Genomic DNA, 22,004 nt, shown 5'->3' with positions numbered 1-22,004 from the left:
GGACTCGCATTCTTATTAATTGTTGTTTTATCCATAAACGCCTGCACGCAAAACATGGGACAAGAACATAAACACACCAATCATTTAATAGATGAAACAAGTCCTTACTTACTCCAGCATGCACACAACCCAGTGGACTGGTTTCCGTGGGGAGAAGAGGCACTGAACTTGGCCAAACGTGAGGACAAGCTGATGATCATCAGTATTGGCTATGCGGCTTGTCACTGGTGTCATGTGATGGAGCATGAGTCATTCGAGGACTCAACAATAGCTGCCAAGATGAATGCCAACTATATCTCGATCAAGGTAGATAGAGAAGAACGTCCAGACATCGATCAGATTTATATGGACGCCGCACAGCTCATGACAGGAAGAGGCGGTTGGCCACTCAATGTGATCACACTTCCAGATGGTAGGCCTGTTTTTGCAGGCACTTACTTTCCGAAAGAAAACTGGGGTAAAGTGGTTGACTATTTCGCAGAAATGTATCGCACGCAACCAGGCAAGATGCTGGAGCAAGCTGAAAAAATTACCGAAGGCATTAATCAGCTTGAAGTACCGGAACTCAATGAATCAGGAGCTCCATTTGATTCTACTCGATACGCAAATGCTGCAACGAAAGTAATCACATCTATAGATAAAAAGTACGGTGGTCGACAAGGAGCTCCTAAGTTTCCAATGCCTGCCATTTATGAATTCTTGTTAGCCCGAGACTATTATCAACCTAGTGAAGAAATCAGGGACGCCCTGAAAGTAACTTTAGACGGCATGGCAGATGGAGGTATTTACGACCATCTTGGTGGCGGATTTGCCCGTTACTCCGTAGATGAGACCTGGACCGTACCTCATTTTGAAAAAATGCTATATGACAATGCACAGTTGATTAGTTTGTACAGTCATGCCTATCAAGTTTTTGGTGATGAAAAGTATGCACAAGCTGTCAGCGAAACTATCACTTTTTGTAATCGTGAATTGTCCGATAAGTCCGGAGGATTTTACTCCTCGCTAGATGCGGATAGTGAAGGCGAAGAAGGGAAATTCTATGTATGGTCTGAAGCGGAAGTTGACCAAATTCTGGGGGGTGACACTGAACTTTTCAAAACGTATTACGGAGTAACCAAAAAAGGAAATTTCGAAGGCCACAACATTCTGGAAAGAAAAGTATCAATCAGAGAACTTGCAGATAAATTCAACCTTTCCGAATCTGAGGTCAAAGAGAAACTAACCAGGTCCAAGTCTAAAATGATGGAAGTTAGAGATGGCCGAGTTCACCCAGGATTAGATGATAAAACTTTGACTTCTTGGAATGGCCTCATGATTATCGGACTAGTAGATGGTTATTTTGCATTGCAAGATGAGGGATACCTGAGCAGAGCAATAAAGACTGGTGAATTTATCAAAACCAATCAAATACAAACTTCGGGATTGTTACTCCGAAACTATAAGAACGGTCAGTCTACCATCAACGGCTTTCTGGACGATTATGCATATACCATTTTAGCCTTTATCAAACTATACGAAGCCACATTTGACGAATCATGGTTGGTCGAAGCAAAAAAGCTAAAAGAATATGTGATCGAACATTTTTCTGACAAACAAACACAGATGTTCTTCTACACCTCAGATCAAGATGAAAAACTGATTGCCAGAAAAATGGAGCTATCTGACAATGTAATTCCTGCTTCGAATTCTGCTATGGCTGAGGCTCTCTATTTACTAGGTCAGTTTTATTTCAATCAGGAAGATCTGGATCATGCGACTCAAATGGTGTCTAATATGGAAAAAGAATTTGCTGAGCAGCCTTATTTCTATAGTAACTGGGCCAGACTATATGGACTGATGGGACAACAACATTTTGAAGTCGCTATAGTAGGAGAAGGGGCGAAAAGTAAAAAACTCGAATTGGCTAAAACATACATTCCAAACAAAATTCTATTAGGAGGAACATCTGAGGGAACTCTTGAATTATTGGATGGCAAGTTATCTGAAGGACAAACACTGATTTACGTATGTGAGAACAAATCTTGTTTATTGCCAGTAGCTGAATGTTCGAAGGCTATAGAACAAATATTAAAATAAACTTTCGATCAATGAAAAAATAAAACCCAGCCTGGTCTACCAAGCTGGGTTTACTTTTATTAAGGGGAATATTTTATTCTTCTGTGTATTTGATTTTCAAAATTCGCTCATCGATGAGTAATAATGAAGCTGGATCTTCTCCAAGCATATCGAAGAATTCTAATGCTCTTCTTGCTACAAACTCCTCTTCTACTTGCTCTTTCACAAACCACTGCATGAAGTTCTCTGTAGCAAAATCATTTGATTTTCTACAAGCCGCCACGATTTGATTAATGGATTCGGTCACATTGATTTCACTTTCCAGAGCCAGCTCAAATACTTCTCTCAAAGAACTGAATTCATTTTGTGGAGCCTCTATAGTCGCCACTAATGGCTGACCTCCCATATCGCTGATATAGTGAAACAGTTTCAACATATGAGCTCTTTCCTCATTGCTCTGTTCGTAGAAAAAATGCGCACTATGGTCAAATCCATGCTGATCACACCATGCTGCCATAGCCAAATAGGCTGCTGACGATTGTGCTTCCAACTTCACTTGTTTATTGAGCATGCTCATGACATTGTCCTGAACTGCTACTTTTTGTCTCATTAGATCTTTCATGTCCTAGTATTTTATGTTCATGAATGTGCAAGTGTTGATCCCATTGCAACTTCAATTCAAGATAAATATATACTATAGGTAACTAAATGGAGCCAGAATAGTTCGGACAAATAGAAATTTAGAACTAGTCTAAGTTAGACTAAAATGCAGTTTTGGTTTATACCAACGCTCTAACGAGCCGCTGTTGTACGATGCTATTAAGTTCAAGCATTACTAGAGAACCTGGAATGAGGTCCTTCATTTCGATAATTTCATCCAAGGTCAGCACCATGAGATGTTCTTTGTTACACAAAGGAATGATTTCAATGTCATTGATTGAGGCATCACTCAAAAGCATTTCTTCGATATTCAATTGATCCAATTTGGTTTTGAATGCAATCAAAGCACAAACTGCCATACGATATTCATTCCCTTTATACTTGAGATAAAAATGATTATCCTTATCGTTTTGAAGTACTTTTCCGTTTGTTGTATGGTATATCTCGTGGATCACGAAGCAAAATTAGTTCTTATTTAGACTTATTACAAATAATACTTCAAGGTCTTTGTAAATTATTTTTCAAACTCAAAATCACTCACATGGAGCGTCTCCTTTCCCTTTTTATTCTGCTTGGATTTTCTATTAATGTCTCCTCCCAGCATGCCATATCTTATATCGCCAATGAAGGTATTTATATTCAAGCAGAGAATAAGAAAATATTGATAGATGCCATTTTTGACAATTATTATGAATCCTATGCCGCACCTAGTGAAAAAACTATTCAACAGTTAAACGATAAACAAGACCCTTTTCAGAATGTTGACTTGCTCTTAGTGACTCATGCTCATTTGGATCATTTTAATGCTGAAATGGTTAGTAGGTTTCTCAAGTCGCACCGAGAAACCGAACTCATTGGCCCAAAACAAGCGATCGACTCTATAGTCAAAATAAGGAAAGACATGGAAGTATTAGCTCCAAGGCTCAATGGAGTTGAATCTAAAACAGAATGGGACGCCCTATTCTTGAAAGGAGTTAGCGTTCATACTGCTTATGTACGTCACGGAGGCAAGCAAAACTATGATATCGACAACCAAATCTATTTGATTCATGTAGAAGGTAAGAAAATACTACACTTAGGAGACGCAGAGATGGACCCTTCTCATTTTTCAAAACTGCATTTATCCAAACCTCCAATAGATGTAGCGTTAATTCCTTATTGGTTTTTGGCATATCCACCAGGCATCGACATTGTTAAGAATCAAATAAAACCCAAAAAGCTCGTGGCTATCCACTATCCTAAAGTAGGAGACCCCAAGACACTTCTAAAAATTAGGGAAACCTTCCCCAATGCCGTTGTATTTATGAAAGAAGGCCAAATGATAGACTTTTAACTACTTCTACAATTTAGGAATAGAAATAAAATTCATTTAAACTAATTTTGCTTTCAAACAAACCAATGTTAAAGTAAACTTAATTCTTACATGCAATTTCTGAGAGGCACAATTACTGCGTTTTTCTTATTCCTGTCATTCTCCTTATTTGCTCAAAAAGCCACCTATGTAGCCAATAGTGGAGTGCTTGTACAAGTTGGTCAAAACAAGGTCCTCATTGATGCCTTTTTTAACGATGGAAGAGGACGGTTCCTGGCGCCAAAGGAAGCTCAACTAGACGCTATGGTTGCGGGTAGACCTCCTTATAATAACCTTTCGCTTGCTTTAGCTACGCATGCTCACCCTGATCACTTTAGTCCTATACAAATTGGTAAGCTTTTGTTCACCAACAAGAAACTAAAATGCCTAGCAACACCTCAAGTAGTCGATTCTATTGAAGCAGTAATGGATAATTTTGAAATTATACATGACCGCACGCTAACATTTCCTCTTTCTCGATCTTGGAAAAGCTATACTCAGGAAGGGTTAACCGTAAAGGCCGCCTATGCCAAGCATGCTGGAAAAAGCAACGCCAAAATTCAGGATTTGATTTTCTTAGTGAATTTCAATGGCAAAAAAGTACTTCACCTGGGCGACGCCAATATGGACCCGGATCGCTTTGAAGAGCTAAAGCTGGAGTTTGAAGAGGTGGATCTAGCCTTTGTACCTTTCTGGTATCTGACCAGCTTTTATGGAGCCGAAGTGGTTCGCCAACATATTGGAGCTAAAAAAGTAGTGGCTATTCATATTCCTGAAAACTACAGTCAGCAGTCTTTGGATAAGATCAGAAAGTTTATGCCAGATGCTATCATGTTTGAAAAGGCTGGACAATATGTATCATTCTAATCTTCGGGCTTAGCTACCAAAAGTACTTCACCGTCTGCCAATACTTGATATCCCAGATCGTAGCAGTAATAGAACATTTCTCCTGCCTTAGTCTCTCGGGTGTTAGTATGAAAATCAAAATCGAATCCTGCACGAAGTAGGTGATCTCGATGAACTTTGGTACCCTCTCCATTCTTGAAATCAACAAGAATTCTTCGATTCTTTCGAAGGGCATTATTTACGTTTCGCACAAAATTCGTGGCATCTGCATTCACTCTGTTGTTATATGAGTTTCTACAAGCATCAGAACAGAATTTCTTATCCGTTCGGCCGAACAGTGGACGCTCACATTCTTCACAAAGGCGTTGGTTGGCATTTTCCTTCATAAGCTTAAAGTACTGAAATACTGATACATATCCAATAATAAACGACTACAAACGGTTACAATTACTTAAATACCGACTCCGGTTTGCTGGTCATTTCATATTTGCCATGTCAAACGACAAATTCATCTGCCATCAGGTGAACCTTTTATAAAACTTAACTTTTAATATTATGACTACTTTAAAAAACAACGTGCAATTAATTGGCAGATTAGGCAACGATCCGGAATTGAGAACTTTCGACAGTGGCAAAAAAATGACCGCCTTCTCATTGGCTACTAATGAAACCTACTACAACAACAAAGGTGAAAAAGTAGAAGACACTCAATGGCACAACATTGTAGCCTGGGGCAAAAAAGCTGAAACCATTGACTCATACCTTAAAAAAGGAAGCGAGATCGCCATTCAAGGCAAGCTAGTAAACAGAAAATACGAAAAAGAAGGTGTGACCAAGTATATCACAGAGATTAGCTTAAATGAAATGTTAATGCTCGACAAGAAAGAAAGTTAATACCGATCGAGTCCTAATGAGGTCAGTTCAATAATTTGGGCTGGCCTTTTTTTTGTTTTATGCCGCTGGCAAATCAAAATAAAAAGTACTTCCAACACCCACTTCACTCTCGCACCAAACCTTGCCACCCATGGCTTCCACATATTTTTTTACAATTGGCAACCCTAGCCCAGTAGACTTCTCGTTTTCAGTTGGTAACGTGGATATTTTGGCGTAACGTTCAAACAATTTTTTCATCTCTCCTTTAGGAATTCCCTGACCTTGATCTTTCACTTCAAACCTGAGCTTACCATCATGTGTCCCAACTTTCACATAAATCTCAGACTTCTGCTTGGAAAACTTGATGGCATTGGCACATAAGTTTTCAAGCACCTGCAACAAATAGTTTTGATCGGCCATGCATTTCAGGTCCTTTACGGAATGGGCATAAAAAGAAATATGTTTTTGCTCTGCCTCAGGTGTAATGTGATGAACCAGTTTGGTAAGAATATCAGACACATTAATCTCCTCAATTTTTAAATTGATTTTTCCTACATTGATCGCCTCTACATCCAGTATCTGATTAATTCTGGTTCTCAGCACATCAGTCGATTGATTAGCCAGTTCAACCATCTTTTCTCGTTCTTCTCCATCTGCATCCTTGATTAAGGCTAAGAGTCCTTTAATGTTGTTCAATGGGCTCCGTAGATCGTGAGCTACCATTGCAATAAGGTCATCCTTTTCTTTATTCAATCCGGTCAATTGCACTTTCTGATCCGACAGTATAGTTGAAAGATCTTTTTGTCTGCGGTAGAGGTAGAAAAACAATGCGATCACCAGTAGGGAAAGAAAAATACCCACAGTCAAAAATTGGCTGATTTTATGCTCCTTATCGGCCAATGATTTTTGATAAGAGTTAATAGTCTCCAGGCCTTTAATATCTTCTTCTTTTTGCTCAAGGTCATACTCTGTCCGAAGTCGATTGATTTGTTCTTGAGACTCTTTTCCTAGCAAACTATCCTTTACTTGTTTGTACTTTTTGTAGTAATCCAGTGCTAATTCAAAATCTCCAAGTTCTTCGTAATTCTGAGCAATTAAAGAGGTTAGCTCTTCCTGCTTCTCTAAAAATCCATGCTCAGTAGCCAGGTTATATGCTCTCAGGGCAGACTTATTAGAAATATCTGCTCTACCCATACTTTTCAAGGCCTTGGCCAAAACAATCTGATTACTCACCACAACAGTCCAATATTGCAAATCAACGGCTATCGCTTGAGAAGCGTCAACATGATGTAACACTGAGTCTGTTTTATTCATCATTAGATATATCTCGGACAAATTGTGATGTGCAATGGCTATACCTCGATTCAATCTTACTTTTTCGAAGTTTCTGAGGCTATAGTACACTTCAGATAATGCCTTATCGAATTCTCCAAGATCCTTATACAACAATCCTCGATTGAGTTTGCTTATGGATATTCCCACCGTATCATTTAATTGTTCTCCCATTTCGATGCTCTTGTCGAAATACTCCAGAGCACCTTTGATATCGCCTAGTTTTCGATATATGATTGCCACATTATTAATGACCCCTCCAAAAACTGCACTATCATTAGTCGCTTCATAAATTCTTGAAGCTTCGAGATACTTACTCAGTGCCTTACCTTGATTACCATTATTATCATGTAGTGCGCCTTGTAATGATAACATATCTCCATACGAGCCCGAATCCGCAACAGACAAATACAAATTGGCAGCAGTATCCAAGTGACTCAACGCTCTAAAATATTCATCCTGATTTCCAATATGGTTTCCATATTGATGGTGAACCTTAGCACGAACAATTGGTGCTAGATCCACATTTTGAGCTTCGTTCAAAGCCAGATCAAAATAATAATCACTGCTGTCGCCTTGCTGTCCTTGCTCATAGATGATTCCTTTTTCTATAAGGGACTCGATGAATACGTCTGCGTTATCTTCTCTATTTGACTCTTGGATAGCCAAATCAAGTAAGAGCAAAATAGAATCGGAATTGGAGGTCCTAAAGGATGCAGACAAGAGTTGTTCAGCTTTCGATTCATTCTGTGCCTCAGCATCAATATGACAATTTAAAATCAGCAGCCAAAAACCAATATAAAACCTTAACAAACTCCTCATCATGCTCAGTGTACCTCGCGGTAAAAACCCACAATTTAGTTTAATCTACAAAAACATATAACCAATGATTAATAATCTTTTATTCCACACATTTCATCCAAATCAGCAGACAATTGCTTTGTCAAGTTACTCCTAAGAAATTGATCCGTGTTTACTGATTTTTGCTCCAAATTTCCTTTTTTAAATGCCACATATATCCTTATCAATTTATTTTTAACACCTTCCCGGTTTTCAAAATCAAAAACTTGTCCTGAATTAGTTTCATTCAAAACATCTCCTACATCACTCTCGATTTCACCTAAAGTAAGTATTGGTTTTTTGGTTAAAAGATACTCAAATAACTTCCCTGGAAGTATCCATTTAGCATTTTCACTTTGATTGAGTAGCAGCAACAGAACTGTAGAATTTTGATAATACCCAAAAACTTCCTGATGTGATATGTAATCTAAATGCCTTAAGCAGCCCGATAATTCTTCCGAGTTTTTCAACCTGTCCAAAATTGAATCGCTAACCATACCAGCCAATAGAATTTCCAGATCTTCTTTGAACCCTTTTATTTCAAAGCAAAGATCTTCTAATGTCTTCCATAGAATCTGGGGATCTCTTACTTCGTTGAGAAGCCCCATATGCGTAATTCTAAATTTTGAATCTACTTTCAATTCACTCTTTAAGTTCAAATCATCCTCATCTACACCATTCGTAATGATTTTAATTCTACAAGATTCAGATTTTTCTTTAAGTGATAAGGCCAATCTTTTACTAACTGTCAATGTCAAATCAGCATTACTCAAAACACTTTTCTCTAATTTTGCATGAATTTTTCTTACCAAGGGATTCACGTCTAGCTTGTCTAGTACATCCCAATCCGACCAAGGGTCTCGAAAATCAGCTATCCATTTAATATCGCATTTCCTTTTTAGTTGGAGACCAATCAAATGCATACTATGTGGTGGGCCTGTCGTAACGACTGCATCAATATTATGCTGCTCAATATATGGTACCAAAAATTTAACTGATGGGTTTACCCAAAATCTCCGCGGATCAGGAATAAACAAATTCGCTCTGACCCAAACACTCAATCGATCAACAAATGACATATTGGTCTTTTCTATCACAATTCCTTGCTTGAGTTTTTCCTTTTTCTTGAACAGTTTCTTATAGACGCCAAATGGCTCCCATATAGGAAACCGCAGCACCTCCAATTCTGAACTCACATCTTTCGAAAGAGATTCATCTTTCAAATCAAATTCAGGATTCTCTGGTGTAAATACAATTGGTTGCCATCCGAAATCAGGTAGATATTTCGCAAACTTGAGCCATCGCTGTACACCTCCTCCTCCACTAGGTGGCCAATAATAAGTGATTATCAGTACTTTCTTCTGGGACATATTGCATCTAACTATGAGTGGCTAAATAAACCAAAATTGATTGGTATCTATCGAAAATGTGAAATTTTAAATAATTAGACACATTAAGTAAATGAAATCACAGATTTCAAGCATATTGTTGATGAAATTTTAGTTTTTTATGACTTACTTTGAATGCCCAAAACATCACAACACCCAAAAACGGTATAAAGGTTGAGTATAAAATATTAGTAAATACCTTATGAAAAAAATCGCATTATTTACCTCAGGGGGCGATGCACCGGGCATGAATGCCTGCATTCGATCTGTAGTGAGAAGTGCCATTTATTTGGATCTCGAAGTTTACGGGATCAAGTATGGCTATGACGGGATGATCCGAGGCGAAATACAGAAAATGGAGTCGTATTCCGTAAGTAACATCGTACAAACTGGTGGAACCATTCTAAAATCAGCACGAAGTGAAGATTTTAGAACCAAAGAAGGAAGAGAAAAAGCTTACAAAAATCTCCAAAAACATGGAATTGAAGGGCTTATTGCCATTGGCGGTGACGGTACATTTACAGGAGCAAATTTATTTTATGATGAGTTTGGCATTCCTGTAGTTGGAGCACCCGGCACCATCGACAATGACTTATATGGTTCTGATTACACTATCGGTTTTGATACCGCAGTCAATACAGCTTTGGACGCCATAGATAAAATTAGAGATACGGCAGCTTCTCATGATAGAGTATTCTTTATCGAGGTAATGGGAAGACACAGTGGGTACATTGCCATACAGTCTGGAATTGGAGGAGGTGCCGAAATGGTCATGGTACCTGAAACTTCTACAACTATCGACGATGTAATTCAAAAATTGAGAGATGGACGAGATAATAAAAAAACCTCATCTATCGTGGTGGTTGCAGAGGGAGACGAACAAGGAAGCGCCCTGCAGATTGCAGAAAGAGTAAAAGTAGAAACTCCGAAGATGGATATTAGAGTGACCAGTTTAGGCCATATCCAACGCGGCGGTGGCCCTACTGCCTTTGACAGAATACTCGCCTCAAGGTTAGGACTCGCTGCAGTAGAAGGTCTAATGAATGGTCAGAAAAATGTAATGGTAGGAGTAATCGATAATAAGATCACGTATACCAACTTAAAATTGGCCATTTCTAAATCAAAGCCACTCAATGAAGAGCTCATTAGATTGACCAAAATATTGAGTATCTAATACTCTGCTGATAAACACACAGCAAGATTTTCAAAGAGGTTTCTGGGCAGAAACCTCTTTTTTTTATCCACCAAATGCGTAAGAAGCCGATATTTGAATCATGGAGTTTTTTAATGAAGTAACGCTTCCGGATGTAGTACCGGGTTCTTCAATCATTTGAGAAAACCCTTTGGACCATCTAAGAGAACCGTTGACTTTATACTCTGGGATAGTAACTCCAATGCCAATGACAGCCGCTACATCCAACCCTTTGATTTGATCTTTTACATCAGTTGGTGACCCACCTGAAAAAGACACTTCTGCCTGAATTGGAATACCGAACTGGGGCCCGGCCAGCACATGAAAGTATTCTAGAAAATTGTATCTACCCAACAGCGGGATTTGAATCAAACTCAATTTGAACTCATTTTCCTGAGTCGTATTAACTTTAAACTTCCCTCCTTGCTGCGAATAATAGACCTCTGGCTGGATGGCAAACATTTCAAAATCAATAGTGGAATAAAGTCCAATATGAAATCCGAAATTCCCCTGGCCCACATCAGACAATTCGTTTCCTCCTGTGTTTAATGCATTGATTTTTGGATTGTTGAAATTGATTCCTCCCATAATTCCAAATTCCGAGGTCACGTCTACCTGAGAGCGAGACCTGGATCTGGATCGGTTTCTAGATTGTGCCTGGGTCAGTTCATTTACAAATAACAGCGCCAGAATGAGCAGTATTTTTTTCATGTTTTTGGTTTTTGAATAGCAACTCTAAAGACCACTAAGATTCGTAAAACCCCAATGAAATGCAAAAACAATTTTCAAAGACTGCATGTGAGCACATCTCAATCAACTTGTTAAGTATAGATTATGAATTATTTGCTTCTACCAGCCTATATGGCTCAAAAATCAACGTAAAAAATACAGCTGAATTATTTCAACACTTCCACTTACAAGTGTTTGCTTGAAACTATGATTAATCTCAAAGAATTAAAACCTACAGGCAAATAGATTATTGTCAATTGGGATTACTATATCGAGGATAAGGATGCTTTGTAGCAAGGAGAAGATATTGCTCAGCAATCTGGTATGAAACTAAAATTGGTAGGCATCTGAATCTATTAAATCGATTCGCAGTCGCACCTCATCAGCAAAAGCTTTATTTTAGACTAATGCAATTTAATGAAAACAAGCAGATTTCTGAAGTGGCTCAAAAAGCCCTGGAGAGGCGTATTCTTCTTAGAAGTAGAATCAAAGATTTTTTCTTCATCTTCGTTGGAGTCAGCATGGCAAGCATAGGTTTAAAAGGTTTTTTGTTGCCGAACGACTTTTTAGATGGAGGAGCCATGGGTGTGGCACTACTTTTTGATTTGGTCACTCCGTTGGATTTATCCCTGCTCATTTTGCTCGTGAACGCCCCATTTATAGCCATGGGATACAAACAGATTTCCCCTCAATTTGCTATAAAAAGCACATTAGCTATTGTCGCCTTATCTTCTCTGGTACATTTTATAGAAATACCTCCTTTTACAGCAGACAAACTACTTATTTCATTGTTTGGTGGGTTCTTTTTGGGCAGTGGTATTGGACTGTCTATCCGAGGGGGAGCCGTGATAGATGGTACAGAAGTACTGGCGGTATCTGTCAGTCGCAAATCGAGCCTAACAGTGGGCGATGCGATCGCGTTGTTCAATATATTACTTTTTATTGTTGCAATTTGGCTGGTGAGCTTAGAGACTGCTATGTACTCGATGCTAACTTATCTAGCCGCTTCCAAGACCGTTGATTTTATTATCAATGGCATCGAGGAATATATCGGAGTCATGATTGTGTCTGACGAAGCGGAACAAATCAAATCTACCATTGCCAATGACTTGGGCCGAGGAGTGACTGCCTTTCGAGCGGATGGTGGTTATGGTAAAAAAGGAGATCATCTACCGGATCGAAAGATACTTTTTTGTGCAATCACAAGAATGGAGATTTCAAAAATTCTACTAGAAGTAGAGAAAATTGACCCTGCAGCTTTTGTTATCCAATACCCTATTAAGGACACTAAAGGGGGAATGATTAAAAAAAGGCCATTGCACTAAAGTACAATGGCCCTTTTAAAGTGTTTTAATTAAAACTAGTTATTGCCCATCAATGCAAAAGTCACTGAAGCTTGTATCATAGAGTTTTTCCAATCGAGTCCACTTACGTCAGAAACATTCGCTAAGGATTTAACCCATCTCAATTGAGCGCCTAACCCCATTGGGAGATCCAATCCAGCGCCAAGAGCAATTGAAGTATCCATTCCCTTTAGATTGTCTTTAAAGTCAGTACCACTGGAATCCTTAGCTTTCAAATTGAAGCCAAATTGAGGGCCAGCATTTAAATACAACACTTTCAATATGCCCAATCTTAATAATACAGGCACTTGGACGTAGCTCAAGTCGAAATCTCCTACATCAGAACTTAAGTTTTGCACTGAGAAATAAGCCTCTGGTTGAATCCCAATCGGCCCAGCTTTCACGACAGCATAGGCACCAATATGATAGCCAGTTTTATTGCTCACACTAACACCGGTTACATCGGCAGTTGCAAAATTTAGTCCTCCTTTTAAACCAACAGTTAATTGAGCTTGTGATGCATTCGCCATAAACAGCGCACCAATAACGAGTAGTAAAGTAATTTTTTTCATAAGTCTTTTATTAGATGTTTTTGATAAGACTGCTAATATAATGTCTTCCCCCAAAAGAATCTCCATTTTCCTTTGGCTGACTAGGTATAAAATCAAAGATTTGCAAAACACCTGTATGACTAATCATATTTCACAAAAGCTTGAGGAAAGAGCACTGGACGGAAGCACAAGAAAACTTCTTTCGACGAAGGGCATGGTAGATTTCGTTTCCAATGACTACTTGGGTCTTAGTAGATCAAAAGAACTCTTTGAAAGAATCAATTCATATGATTATAGCCAAGAAGTAAATCTGAATGGTTCTACCGGTTCTCGCTTGCTTGCAGGCAATTCTACCACAGCTCAAAATGTAGAAGAAAAACTAGCAGGTATTTTCAAAAGCGAAGCAGCACTACTTTTTAATTCAGGATACGTAGCTAATCTGGCCCTGATTTCTTGTGTACCGCAGCGTGGAGATACCATTCTATATGATAGCTTGTCTCATGTTTGTCTGAAGGAAGGTGCTTTCCTGAGCAAAGCCAATAGGTTTCCTTTTCGTCACAACGACTGCGAAGACCTCGAAATAAAACTCAAACAAGCCACTGGTAATATTTATATTATCATAGAATCTGTTTATTCCATGGACGGTGATCTCGCACCCTTTGGAGATATCATTTCCTTATCGGAAACATATGGGGCTAAAATCATTGTAGATGAAGCCCATAGCACTGGACTCTATGGCACAGCTGGTTCTGGCAAATTATGCGCCCTCGGGCTGGAAGAACACATCTTCGCCAGAGTGCATACTTTTGGCAAAGCCATGGGTGTGCACGGCGCAGTGATCTGTGGGTCGCAAGAATTGATCGACTACCTCATCAATTTTGCAAGGCCATTTATATACACCACTGCCCTCCCCTTGCACAGCTTGCTTTCTATAGATGCAGCCTTCGATCACCTATCGAAAAACATGGAATTGCAAAAAAACAGTAAGGAAAAGATTTTCTATTTCAATTCACTATTCAATCAGAATATTGGAGGAAATGAAAATATGCTGAGAATGGAAAGCAATACACCTATCCAGCCTATTGTAGTACCCGGCAATGCTCGGGTCAAGTCTATTGCAGAAGCATTGCAGAATAGTGGATTTGATGTGCGTCCTATCTTATCACCAACGGTGAAGGAAGGATCAGAGAGACTGCGTATTTCAATACATACGCACAACTCAGAAGAAGAAATTTCAGAATTAATCAATGAACTAGCCAAACACGCATGAAAAAATATTTTGTTACCGGCATAGATACCGACGCAGGAAAAACCATAGCCAGTGCCATTTTAGTAGAAAAACTAAAGGCCGACTACTGGAAACCTATTCAGGCCGGAGAACCCACCGATTCCAACACCGTACGTAGCCTGATCAGTGCTGACAGAATTATTCATCCTGAAGGCATTGTATTGAAAGCACCCATGTCGCCACATGCGGCAGCGAAGCTGGAAGAAATTGATCTGCGGGCCGAACAACTCACGGTTCCTGTAACCAAAAACAACTTAATCATTGAAGGAGCGGGTGGCCTTCTAGTCCCTATCAATGATGAAGAGTTTGTTATCCAATTGGCTAATCAATTTGACGCTGAAGTAATTCTTGTATCCAGAAACTATCTCGGTAGTATCAACCATACGATGCTCTCCATTGCCTACCTAAAACAAAATGGTTTTAGTGTAGCCGGCATTATTTTCAATGACACACCGAATCCTGAAACCGAACGCTTCATTCTTCAATATTCCCAATTGCCTTGTTTAGGCCGAATTGAGCCATTGGACGAAGTCAATCCATCAACTATTCAATCACAATTAAAAAACATCGACCTATGACCAACGCTGAAATCAAACAAGCCGACAAAGACCTCATCTGGCACCCTTTTGCACCGTTGATAAGTCCTTTTGAGTACATTCCAATCAAATCCGCAAAGAAAGCGCGTCTCTTTACGCATGGAGGCAAAACGATTATTGATACAGTGTCTTCATGGTGGGTCAATATCCATGGCCATTCCAACATGCACATTGCCAATGCCATTCACAAACAAGCACTGGAACTGGAGCACGTGATATTCGCAGGATTCACCCATGAGCCGGCGGTAAAGCTGGCCAAAAACCTGATGACCATTTTGCCTGAGAATTTTTCGAAAATCTTCTTTTCAGATAATGGCAGCACCTCTATAGAGGTAGGGCTCAAAATGGCTTTCCAATATTGGTGCAATGAGGGACAAGAGAATAGAACCAAAGTGATTGCACTCGACGGTGCCTACCATGGAGATACGTTCGGCGCCATGTCAGTAAGTGCACGAGGCGGCTTCACCAAACCTTTCTTCCCGTTTTTGTTTGATATTGAGTCGCTCGATTTCCCTACGGAAGAAAACTTTGAACAAGTGCTGGCTCACTTCGATGAATTGACCAGCGACCCAAATTGTGCAGCCTTTATCTTCGAACCCTTAGTGCAGGGTGCTGGCGGTATGCGCATGTACTCACCAGATATGCTGCAACAATTAGTAGCGTTGGCTCAATCCAAGGGTATCATCTGTATTGCCGACGAAGTAATGACCGGTTGGGGGCGTACAGGTACTAATTTTGCCACTGACCAGATCGAAGCGAATCCTGACATCATGTGCATTTCCAAAGGCATTACTGGTGGTTCGTTGCCTCTGGGTATTACGGCTTGCAACAAAAAAATAGAAAAAGCCTTCCAAAGTGAGGATTTAGAAAAAGCCCTACTTCATGGTCACTCCTATACGGGCAATCCAATGATTTGTGCGGCCGCCAATGCAAGCTTTGAGCTGTTTCAAGCCAAAGAATGCAAGGACAACATCCAACGCATTCATGATAAGCATCAAGCTTTTGTAGAGCAGCTCAAGACCTTCGATAACATTGAGAATATTCGATTGACTGGCACCATTGTGGCCTTCGACTTAAAAGGATTTGGAGCAACTGGGTATGATAGTGAAGCTCGAAAGAAGATTTATCCTTACTTTTTAGAGAAAGGTGTGTTGATCAGGCCTCTAGGAAATGTCATTTACTTGCTTCCTCCATATGTCATTACTGATGAAGAATTGGAATTGGTCTATGAAACGTTACTTGAGTTTTTAAGAGAAGGGTAATAGCAATTAACGCTCATTGAAGCCTTTGCCTTCAAATATCTTGGGAAGGCACTTTTGAATTCGGGATTCCCGGGTCTTCGATTGTTTGGCCTGAGCGAAATGCAGCAGATATCCTCTTTGCCTTCCGGGTGTCAAAGCCTCGAAGGCAGATTTGATTTTCGGTTGATCGTTCATGGCCTTCTGAAATTCTGGTGGAATATCAAATTCAGAAACTATCTTGAATTCAACAGCCAGGCCTGCACGTTCTAATTCGATAGCCTCAAATATATAAGCTCTCAGTGTAGACTCAGCATTTAGCACCTCTTGAGCCGTAGTAAACTTAAACAACCGTGCCGACTGTGAATTTTCACCAGGCTTTTGGAGCAAACCCTCTGCATCCTGCAACAATGCGCCTTTAAAAAAACTCAGTGAAGCGTTGGCCTTAAAAGCACTAATCATGATCACATTTTTATTTTGGAAGGTGTAGCACGGCATGCCCCACTTGGCTTCTTCGTTCAGCCCACAGCTTAATACAATTCTTCTAAGCTCAGACAGACCCTTGGTCCAAAGATGAACCTTGCAATTGGGCGTAGCATAATCTGCACATCTGCCACAGCCATTTACAAAATAATTGTCTACATCAGTATTCATTGGCTTCTAATGTTCCACAACCCTTACGGATAATAATCTAACATCCATAACTGGCCGATCCATAGCCGCCGTCTGCACTGCAGCTATGGCATCTACCACTTCGAGTCCCTTCACCACCTCGCCGAATACGGTGTAGTTCTGATCCAAATGTGGCGTGCCACCGACGGTCTTATACACTTCTCGTTGTGGTTCAGGGATCACATATTTTTCAAAACTTTGGTAATCCTCCATCAACTCCTTGATACTGTTATTGAGCTGTGTGTGGCGCGTCCAATCTTCCGCCTCTTCGGCCTTTAATAATTCGGATACAACGTCTTGATTGCTGCTGTCATTTTTGAAAGCATTCTCCTTGAGCCAACCATTGATGCGCCCCTCGGCTACTTCGAGCAAACTGTCGTTGAATATTTTGCCCTGTACGATATAGAACTGTGTACTACTGGATGCCCTGGCCAGATTACCATCTCGCGCCGCACCTAATGCCCCTTTCTTGTGGAACAAAGAAGGGTTGAATTCTGCATCTACACGGTAGTCCAGTCCACCATTGCCAAGTGTATCACCAGGCTGAGCATTTTTGCTATCTGGATCTCCCCCCTGGATCATGAAATTTTCAATCACTCGATGAAAAAGCACACTATCCAGCACGCCATCTTCAACCAATTTGATAAAATTGTCTCTATGCTTGGGGGTTTCATTGTACAACTCTATTATAATAGAGCCCATGTCTGTCACCATTTCTAAGGTTGTTCTTTTTTCGGCATCTTTAGCTTGTTTGGTCGTTTGCGAGCAGCCATATAATGAGGCCAAAATGATACAGAGAGAAAGTATTTTATTTAAGTTTTTCATGATTGTGAATATGACGCACCAGTATCCGTCATTCTGGTTAATTGTTTGGATTACAAGATAGGCAAATCTCCGATATGGCTCATTTATCGACCTCCTAGCTCATGAGGTGAAAAACAAAATCCTTCTCTAAATAATTGGTTGAACCTAAAGAAACGATCCAGCAATATTCGTGAATGAGATTTCGGAGTGTTTTAGAGCATTTGTTCTCCATCCAGCTTGACTTAATTCGAATCACTTCCCATATTATTCCTTACTGCTCTAACCATCCGATTGTAATCTCTGTTTAATCGTGCCCAAAAAAGTTCTCCTTTACTTGTGTTTACAAACTGAACCACAACAGCATCAATATCTTCATGATATTGTGCAATGCTTGTATATCCGTTTAGCCATCCTGTGTGTTCATATTTATATATTGAAGTATAAACCTCCTGTTCTTCAGCGTTGAGTAGAGTACCGTCAATTAAAGCTCTCAAGAATATGCCCACATCTTCGGCTGTGGCTACCATTGATCCACCGGGTCTCGTATGCTCTTCAATTAATTTAAAATCAGAGTCAATATCAACACGGTAGCCGCTCATGATGTCATCGGCATTGACTTCACTCGATAAGCTATATGTATTTTTTAACCCTAATGGATCAAGGATTTCCTTTTTTATATACTTATGATGACTATACCCCAATTTTCTGTCCAGTATCTCACCTATAATTAGATAGTTTGTATTTGAATATTTATTCTTTTTGTTTGGTTTGAAGTCTGCAGGCTCATCATAAATCAAAGCAATTGTTGTCATGTAATCCAGATTAGGATCGCTACCTGCAAAACCTGCCTTAAATATATACTCCGGTATGCCACTTCTGTGCTTTAGCAACATTTCAAGTGTTATCTGATCCGCATATTGTATTTTATCTGCTACTTCAGGAATTAACTCTTTCAAGTTATCACCCAAAGCAAGACTATCAACACAAATAAGCTTTGCAACAGCTGCAGCAATATAGAGTTTACTAATACTTGCGATTTTAAATAAGGAATTAGGGTCTGCAGGGATTTGTTTTTTTCTATCCTTCCATCCAGCTACATAGGTGACGGACGTGTCGGCTTGATTGACATGCAATATCATACCATCATAAACCCCATCTACAGCTTTGTCTACTTCATCTTGAACATTTCCCTGAAACTGTGAAAATTCCCCAGTGAAGCTACTACACATCAGTGTGATAAATAGTACGTTAGAAACCAGCGACATCTTACTATTACTTATTAATCTGATGGCCAAAACAAGGAATACTTTGAAGAATAATTGTAACCGAATATAGTGAACTATGTCCCATACTCACCTTAAATGTACCTAATTATGCCTCATAAAGACGACTGGTCTTCAAACATGAATAATTCTATCCATTTTTTCAACGTTTATAAAAACACAACAGCCTCAAGCATTTGCCCGAGGCTGTCTGTTTACCTAACCTAAAAATCTAAACTCTAAATTTTCTAATGCTGTTTAAAAATTACTTGCTTCGATAGTATAAAGGTCAAGGCGTGATATACCCTACTCACAATTAAATTTAATTTTGAATTCGATGTTGCTCTTCTCTAGAGGCAGTGGCCTTGTTTCTTCTTCTCTTCAGTTTGTTGTTGCCAAATGAGCGCGTATAGGTCAGATTGAAGACCTGGTTTTCGAATCGAAATCTACTTCTAAGATTGAGATTTTCCTCTGGCACCATTGTTTTTCCTTTGAAATCTCTCCCACTGAAAGCATCCGTCAAAGAAAATTTGAAAGACCCTTGATCATCTTTAAGGGTCTTTTCTAAGCCAAAATTCACAATTGCATAGGAATGGAATTTGGAAATGCCGAAGTAGGATGGCGTGCCCATAAATGCTGACACTTCTATACTGAAGTCCTTAGGTAGTTTAAACGAATTACTACCATTGAGTCGAGCACTGATTGCTGAAACTCGAATTGGCGTATCCAGCTGCTCGGTTTCTGAATTACTATAGACCCCTGTTAAGGTATATTGCATTTCCCACCAATCAGTAACTGATATCGGCACAGTGATACTGGCACTATAGTTATCTCTGAAATTCATATTTTCTGCTGAAACTAATTGTATTCGTCCATTGTCAGCCATTCGAGGCTGAAACCCTACGATGGCATCCTCATCACGGCTATATTGCACATTGATCAAAGTAGACTTCCACCGATACTCCGCTTTGAAATTGTTGGTGATGGAGGGTAGCAATGCCTCATTGCCTGTCCAAAAAGTAGTAGGATCCATGAATATAACAAAAGGAGCAATTTCATTGAATGTCGGGCGAGTAACTCTTCGGCTATATGATAGAACCCAGCTATTGTTATCGTTGATTGTTTTATTGATGAAAACACTTGGAAACCATTGCCCAAAACTACGATTAACCACATTCTGCTGGGTACGACTATCCAAGTCAGTTTTCGTATGCTCATATCGCAGTCCAATATTGACACCTATCTTCTCTGTCGCCTTGAAACTAATCGAACTATAGGCAGCTAAGATGTCTTCGGTCATACTAACTTCTCTCGTCAGGTCAGGGTCTATCACCCTGGAACCGTCTTCTACATATATCACTTGTACAGAATTATCTAAAGTATTGAAGGCTCCTTTTAACCCCACTTCCAATTTAGTATCTTCCTTTATTTGAAATGTATAATCCATTCTTGGCACCCATGTGCTCAACGGAGTTTCTTTACTCGAATATATATCTGGAAGGCCAAGGGTACCGTTTGAGCCGTCAATATCCTGGAAATACTGTTGATAATTAGTTGGGTTTGATGAATCGAAAGTGATGTAATCAATTTCAGCGGATAAAGAGTGTCTATCATCAAATACATGTTCAACATTTGTATTGTAAACGAAATAAGTGCTTTTGTTCACTTCATGATTAATCATATTCAAGGCATATGAAAGACTTTCATTAATCAGAAAATCCACTTCATTTACAGCATCCATATTCCAGTCACGGTCGAAAAAACTAACTCCCGCCCCTATCAAAGTTTTCTTTGTCAGCTGATAATCAAACCCTAATTGCGCATTGTGAGAGTACGTAATTGGGTCACGATAACTGACTGTGCTTGTTCTATTTTCGTCACCAGTATTTGTCAAGACAATTTTGTCGTTCGCATTGAGTTGATCTGTGTGGTCCAACCGATAGGAGTAGTTACCAAAAATATTCCAACCCTTCTTTCTATGGTTGAAGTTCAGGCTTCCTCCTACTTTTTCACCTCCGCCGTATCCAGTAAATACAGAAAATGATCCGTTAGTACCCAAATCAGATGTTTGTTTCAAAACAATATTAATCAGTCCAGCGTCTCCTTCAGCTTCATACTTGGCTGGCGGGGTCGTAATTAGTTCCACACTTTCCACATTATCCGCATTCATACCTTCTAACATCTGAACAGCTGCGGATAATGGCATCCTACTTACTTTACCGTTGATCATCACCCTCACACCTGATTTTCCAGCAAGTGTCAAACTATAATTGGATCTGTCTACTGTCACTCCAGGAGATTTCTCAAGTATATCCAAAGCAGTTCCGGCACTGGCTGTAATACTGCTTTGTACATTGATCACAGTACGATCGATTTTCTGTTCGAAAATTGGTTTGTCAGCCACCACTACAACTTCATCAAGCTGCTCCGCATCTTCCAACAAAGTAATCTCTCCTAAATCCTGACCTTCCTTTTTGACTTGAATGGCAGCTTGATAATCTTGATAACCAATGGAGGAGATTTTGAACAAGTAGTTTCCTTCAGATACGCTCATCTTAAAAATTCCTTCGGCATCTGAAACGGCTCCTTTGATTAAAGAAGAATCAGATGGATTCAGTATAAGAATATTTGCAAAAGAAACGCCGGCTTCAGCATCCCGTACGGTACCAGTCAGGGTAGCTTGTGCACTAATTGCAAACGGGTAAAAGATTAAAAGGCCCATGGCCACGAGTAATAAATTGATAAATCTAGACATTGGTTTAAAATTGAGTTTTTGATTTTTTATCAATTCTGAGTAAGTGATGCCATCCGTATGATGACGTTCATTTGTGTTTTGGTATGCTAGGTTACGGCCTATTTTTCGAAATGATTTGCTTTGTGACGTCTTGTGACAAAGTATGACAATAAAAAAGACCAACAGCATGATGACTGTTGGTCTTTCGCATATCTACTATATTCTAATCTATGATTTTGCTAGTTAC

At 39.6% G+C, this 22,004-nt stretch carries 20 protein-coding genes; 9 read left to right on the top strand and 11 right to left on the bottom strand.

Features of this window, described 5'->3' with window-relative positions; genetic code table 11:
* Positions 1–54 precede the first annotated feature (54 nt).
* Positions 55–2,079 carry a thioredoxin domain-containing protein gene (locus ACOQO5_RS00230; protein WP_420579660.1) on the top strand — a complete coding sequence of 675 codons (2,025 nt, stop codon included), beginning with the start codon at positions 55–57 and terminating at the stop codon, positions 2,077–2,079.
* A gap of 73 nt (positions 2,080–2,152) precedes the next feature.
* Here the strand turns inward: ACOQO5_RS00230 and ACOQO5_RS00225 are convergent, their stop codons facing one another.
* Positions 2,153–2,680: a ferritin gene (locus ACOQO5_RS00225; RefSeq protein ID WP_420579659.1), complete on the bottom strand. Its 528-nt coding sequence runs from the start codon at positions 2,678–2,680 to the stop codon at positions 2,153–2,155.
* A 157-nt stretch (positions 2,681–2,837) separates the two neighbouring features.
* Positions 2,838–3,173, bottom strand: coding sequence for a hypothetical protein (locus ACOQO5_RS00220; protein WP_420579658.1), 336 nt, complete (start codon positions 3,171–3,173; stop codon positions 2,838–2,840).
* An 86-nt stretch (positions 3,174–3,259) separates the two neighbouring features.
* Between ACOQO5_RS00220 and ACOQO5_RS00215 the strand changes: the two genes are divergently transcribed.
* Entirely contained in the window at positions 3,260–4,051 is a 792-nt protein-coding gene (locus tag ACOQO5_RS00215) for an MBL fold metallo-hydrolase (protein WP_420579657.1), read from the top strand.
* Positions 4,052–4,141: 90 nt separating this feature from the next.
* Positions 4,142–4,936 carry an MBL fold metallo-hydrolase gene (locus ACOQO5_RS00210; protein WP_420579656.1) on the top strand — a complete coding sequence of 265 codons (795 nt, stop codon included), beginning with the start codon at positions 4,142–4,144 and terminating at the stop codon, positions 4,934–4,936.
* Here the strand turns inward: ACOQO5_RS00210 and ACOQO5_RS00205 are convergent.
* Complete coding sequence (locus ACOQO5_RS00205; protein WP_420579655.1) at positions 4,933–5,301, bottom strand: hypothetical protein; 369 nt, start codon at positions 5,299–5,301, stop codon at positions 4,933–4,935. The two genes, ACOQO5_RS00210 and ACOQO5_RS00205, sit on opposite strands and share 4 nt — an antisense overlap.
* Before the next feature lie 169 nt (positions 5,302–5,470).
* On the opposite strand from ACOQO5_RS00205, the gene ACOQO5_RS00200 reads away from it, so the two are divergent.
* Complete coding sequence (locus ACOQO5_RS00200) at positions 5,471–5,809, top strand: single-stranded DNA-binding protein (protein WP_420579654.1); 339 nt, start codon at positions 5,471–5,473, stop codon at positions 5,807–5,809.
* A 57-nt stretch (positions 5,810–5,866) separates the two neighbouring features.
* On the opposite strand, the gene ACOQO5_RS00195 is transcribed toward ACOQO5_RS00200, so the two are convergent.
* The gene (locus tag ACOQO5_RS00195) at positions 5,867–7,945 is read right to left on the bottom strand and encodes an ATP-binding protein (protein ID WP_420579653.1); all 2,079 of its coding nucleotides are present in this window, start codon (positions 7,943–7,945) and stop codon (positions 5,867–5,869) included.
* A gap of 65 nt (positions 7,946–8,010) precedes the next feature.
* A complete protein-coding gene (locus ACOQO5_RS00190) occupies positions 8,011–9,330 on the bottom strand; it encodes a glycosyltransferase family 4 protein (protein ID WP_420579652.1) in 1,320 nt (439 codons plus the stop codon).
* 220 nt (positions 9,331–9,550) lie between these two features.
* Between ACOQO5_RS00190 and pfkA the strand changes: the two genes are divergently transcribed.
* Entirely contained in the window at positions 9,551–10,522 is a 972-nt protein-coding gene (gene pfkA / locus ACOQO5_RS00185) for a 6-phosphofructokinase (protein ID WP_420579651.1), read from the top strand.
* A 63-nt stretch (positions 10,523–10,585) separates the two neighbouring features.
* Here pfkA and ACOQO5_RS00180 read toward each other — a convergent pair whose 3' ends face one another.
* Positions 10,586–11,251 carry a porin family protein gene (locus tag ACOQO5_RS00180; RefSeq protein WP_420579650.1) on the bottom strand — a complete coding sequence of 222 codons (666 nt, stop codon included), beginning with the start codon at positions 11,249–11,251 and terminating at the stop codon, positions 10,586–10,588.
* Between the two features lie 425 nt (positions 11,252–11,676).
* Here ACOQO5_RS00180 and ACOQO5_RS00175 point away from each other — a divergent pair, with 425 nt between their 5' ends.
* Positions 11,677–12,594: a YitT family protein gene (locus tag ACOQO5_RS00175; protein ID WP_420579649.1), complete on the top strand. Its 918-nt coding sequence runs from the start codon at positions 11,677–11,679 to the stop codon at positions 12,592–12,594.
* 35 nt (positions 12,595–12,629) lie between these two features.
* On the opposite strand, the gene ACOQO5_RS00170 is transcribed toward ACOQO5_RS00175, so the two are convergent.
* Positions 12,630–13,184 (bottom strand): porin family protein, encoded by a 555-nt coding sequence (locus ACOQO5_RS00170; protein WP_420579648.1) that lies wholly within the window; start codon positions 13,182–13,184, stop codon positions 12,630–12,632.
* A gap of 115 nt (positions 13,185–13,299) precedes the next feature.
* On the opposite strand from ACOQO5_RS00170, the gene ACOQO5_RS00165 reads away from it, so the two are divergent.
* The 3 genes from ACOQO5_RS00165 to ACOQO5_RS00155 are packed head-to-tail and all read left to right on the top strand — an operon-like array spanning position 13,300 to position 16,309.
* Entirely contained in the window at positions 13,300–14,433 is a 1,134-nt protein-coding gene (locus tag ACOQO5_RS00165) for an aminotransferase class I/II-fold pyridoxal phosphate-dependent enzyme (RefSeq protein WP_420579647.1), read from the top strand.
* A complete protein-coding gene (gene bioD, locus ACOQO5_RS00160) occupies positions 14,430–15,029 on the top strand; it encodes a dethiobiotin synthase (protein ID WP_420579646.1) in 600 nt (199 codons plus the stop codon). The genes ACOQO5_RS00165 and bioD overlap by 4 nt, the downstream gene beginning before the upstream one ends.
* Complete coding sequence (locus tag ACOQO5_RS00155; protein ID WP_420579645.1) at positions 15,026–16,309, top strand: adenosylmethionine--8-amino-7-oxononanoate transaminase; 1,284 nt, start codon at positions 15,026–15,028, stop codon at positions 16,307–16,309. The genes bioD and ACOQO5_RS00155 overlap by 4 nt, the downstream gene beginning before the upstream one ends.
* Positions 16,310–16,315: 6 nt before the next feature.
* On the opposite strand, the gene ACOQO5_RS00150 is transcribed toward ACOQO5_RS00155, so the two are convergent.
* The 4 genes from ACOQO5_RS00150 to ACOQO5_RS00135 all read right to left on the bottom strand — a co-directional run bounded on the left by ACOQO5_RS00150 (position 16,316) and on the right by ACOQO5_RS00135 (position 21,778).
* Complete coding sequence (locus ACOQO5_RS00150) at positions 16,316–16,939, bottom strand: YdeI/OmpD-associated family protein (RefSeq protein ID WP_420579644.1); 624 nt, start codon at positions 16,937–16,939, stop codon at positions 16,316–16,318.
* A 6-nt stretch (positions 16,940–16,945) separates the two neighbouring features.
* The gene (locus tag ACOQO5_RS00145; protein ID WP_420579643.1) at positions 16,946–17,782 is read right to left on the bottom strand and encodes a peptidylprolyl isomerase; all 837 of its coding nucleotides are present in this window, start codon (positions 17,780–17,782) and stop codon (positions 16,946–16,948) included.
* Positions 17,783–18,003: 221 nt separating this feature from the next.
* A complete protein-coding gene (locus ACOQO5_RS00140) occupies positions 18,004–19,056 on the bottom strand; it encodes a serine hydrolase domain-containing protein (protein ID WP_420579642.1) in 1,053 nt (350 codons plus the stop codon).
* Between the two features lie 289 nt (positions 19,057–19,345).
* A complete protein-coding gene (locus tag ACOQO5_RS00135) occupies positions 19,346–21,778 on the bottom strand; it encodes an outer membrane beta-barrel protein (RefSeq protein WP_420579641.1) in 2,433 nt (810 codons plus the stop codon).
* Positions 21,779–22,004 lie beyond the last annotated feature (226 nt).

Source organism: Reichenbachiella sp., from assembly GCF_965223055.1.
Taxonomy (GTDB): Bacteria; Bacteroidota; Bacteroidia; order Cytophagales; family Cyclobacteriaceae; genus Reichenbachiella.
This window is presented reverse-complemented; position numbering and strand designations above follow the sequence as displayed.

Coding starts and splice junctions, on each gene's coding strand:
- ACOQO5_RS00230 (WP_420579660.1), top strand. CDS start 55: ATGGGACAAGAACATAAACACACCAATCATTTAATAGATGAAACAAGT.
- ACOQO5_RS00225 (WP_420579659.1), bottom strand. CDS start 2,680: ATGAAAGATCTAATGAGACAAAAAGTAGCAGTTCAGGACAATGTCATG.
- ACOQO5_RS00215 (WP_420579657.1), top strand. CDS start 3,260: ATGGAGCGTCTCCTTTCCCTTTTTATTCTGCTTGGATTTTCTATTAAT.
- ACOQO5_RS00210 (WP_420579656.1), top strand. CDS start 4,142: ATGCAATTTCTGAGAGGCACAATTACTGCGTTTTTCTTATTCCTGTCA.
- ACOQO5_RS00205 (WP_420579655.1), bottom strand. CDS start 5,301: ATGAAGGAAAATGCCAACCAACGCCTTTGTGAAGAATGTGAGCGTCCA.
- ACOQO5_RS00200 (WP_420579654.1), top strand. CDS start 5,471: ATGACTACTTTAAAAAACAACGTGCAATTAATTGGCAGATTAGGCAAC.
- ACOQO5_RS00195 (WP_420579653.1), bottom strand. CDS start 7,945: ATGATGAGGAGTTTGTTAAGGTTTTATATTGGTTTTTGGCTGCTGATT.
- ACOQO5_RS00190 (WP_420579652.1), bottom strand. CDS start 9,330: ATGTCCCAGAAGAAAGTACTGATAATCACTTATTATTGGCCACCTAGT.
- pfkA (WP_420579651.1), top strand. CDS start 9,551: ATGAAAAAAATCGCATTATTTACCTCAGGGGGCGATGCACCGGGCATG.
- ACOQO5_RS00180 (WP_420579650.1), bottom strand. CDS start 11,251: ATGAAAAAAATACTGCTCATTCTGGCGCTGTTATTTGTAAATGAACTG.
- ACOQO5_RS00175 (WP_420579649.1), top strand. CDS start 11,677: ATGCAATTTAATGAAAACAAGCAGATTTCTGAAGTGGCTCAAAAAGCC.
- ACOQO5_RS00170 (WP_420579648.1), bottom strand. CDS start 13,184: ATGAAAAAAATTACTTTACTACTCGTTATTGGTGCGCTGTTTATGGCG.
- ACOQO5_RS00165 (WP_420579647.1), top strand. CDS start 13,300: ATGACTAATCATATTTCACAAAAGCTTGAGGAAAGAGCACTGGACGGA.
- bioD (WP_420579646.1), top strand. CDS start 14,430: ATGAAAAAATATTTTGTTACCGGCATAGATACCGACGCAGGAAAAACC.
- ACOQO5_RS00155 (WP_420579645.1), top strand. CDS start 15,026: ATGACCAACGCTGAAATCAAACAAGCCGACAAAGACCTCATCTGGCAC.
- ACOQO5_RS00150 (WP_420579644.1), bottom strand. CDS start 16,939: ATGAATACTGATGTAGACAATTATTTTGTAAATGGCTGTGGCAGATGT.
- ACOQO5_RS00145 (WP_420579643.1), bottom strand. CDS start 17,782: ATGAAAAACTTAAATAAAATACTTTCTCTCTGTATCATTTTGGCCTCA.
- ACOQO5_RS00135 (WP_420579641.1), bottom strand. CDS start 21,778: ATGTCTAGATTTATCAATTTATTACTCGTGGCCATGGGCCTTTTAATC.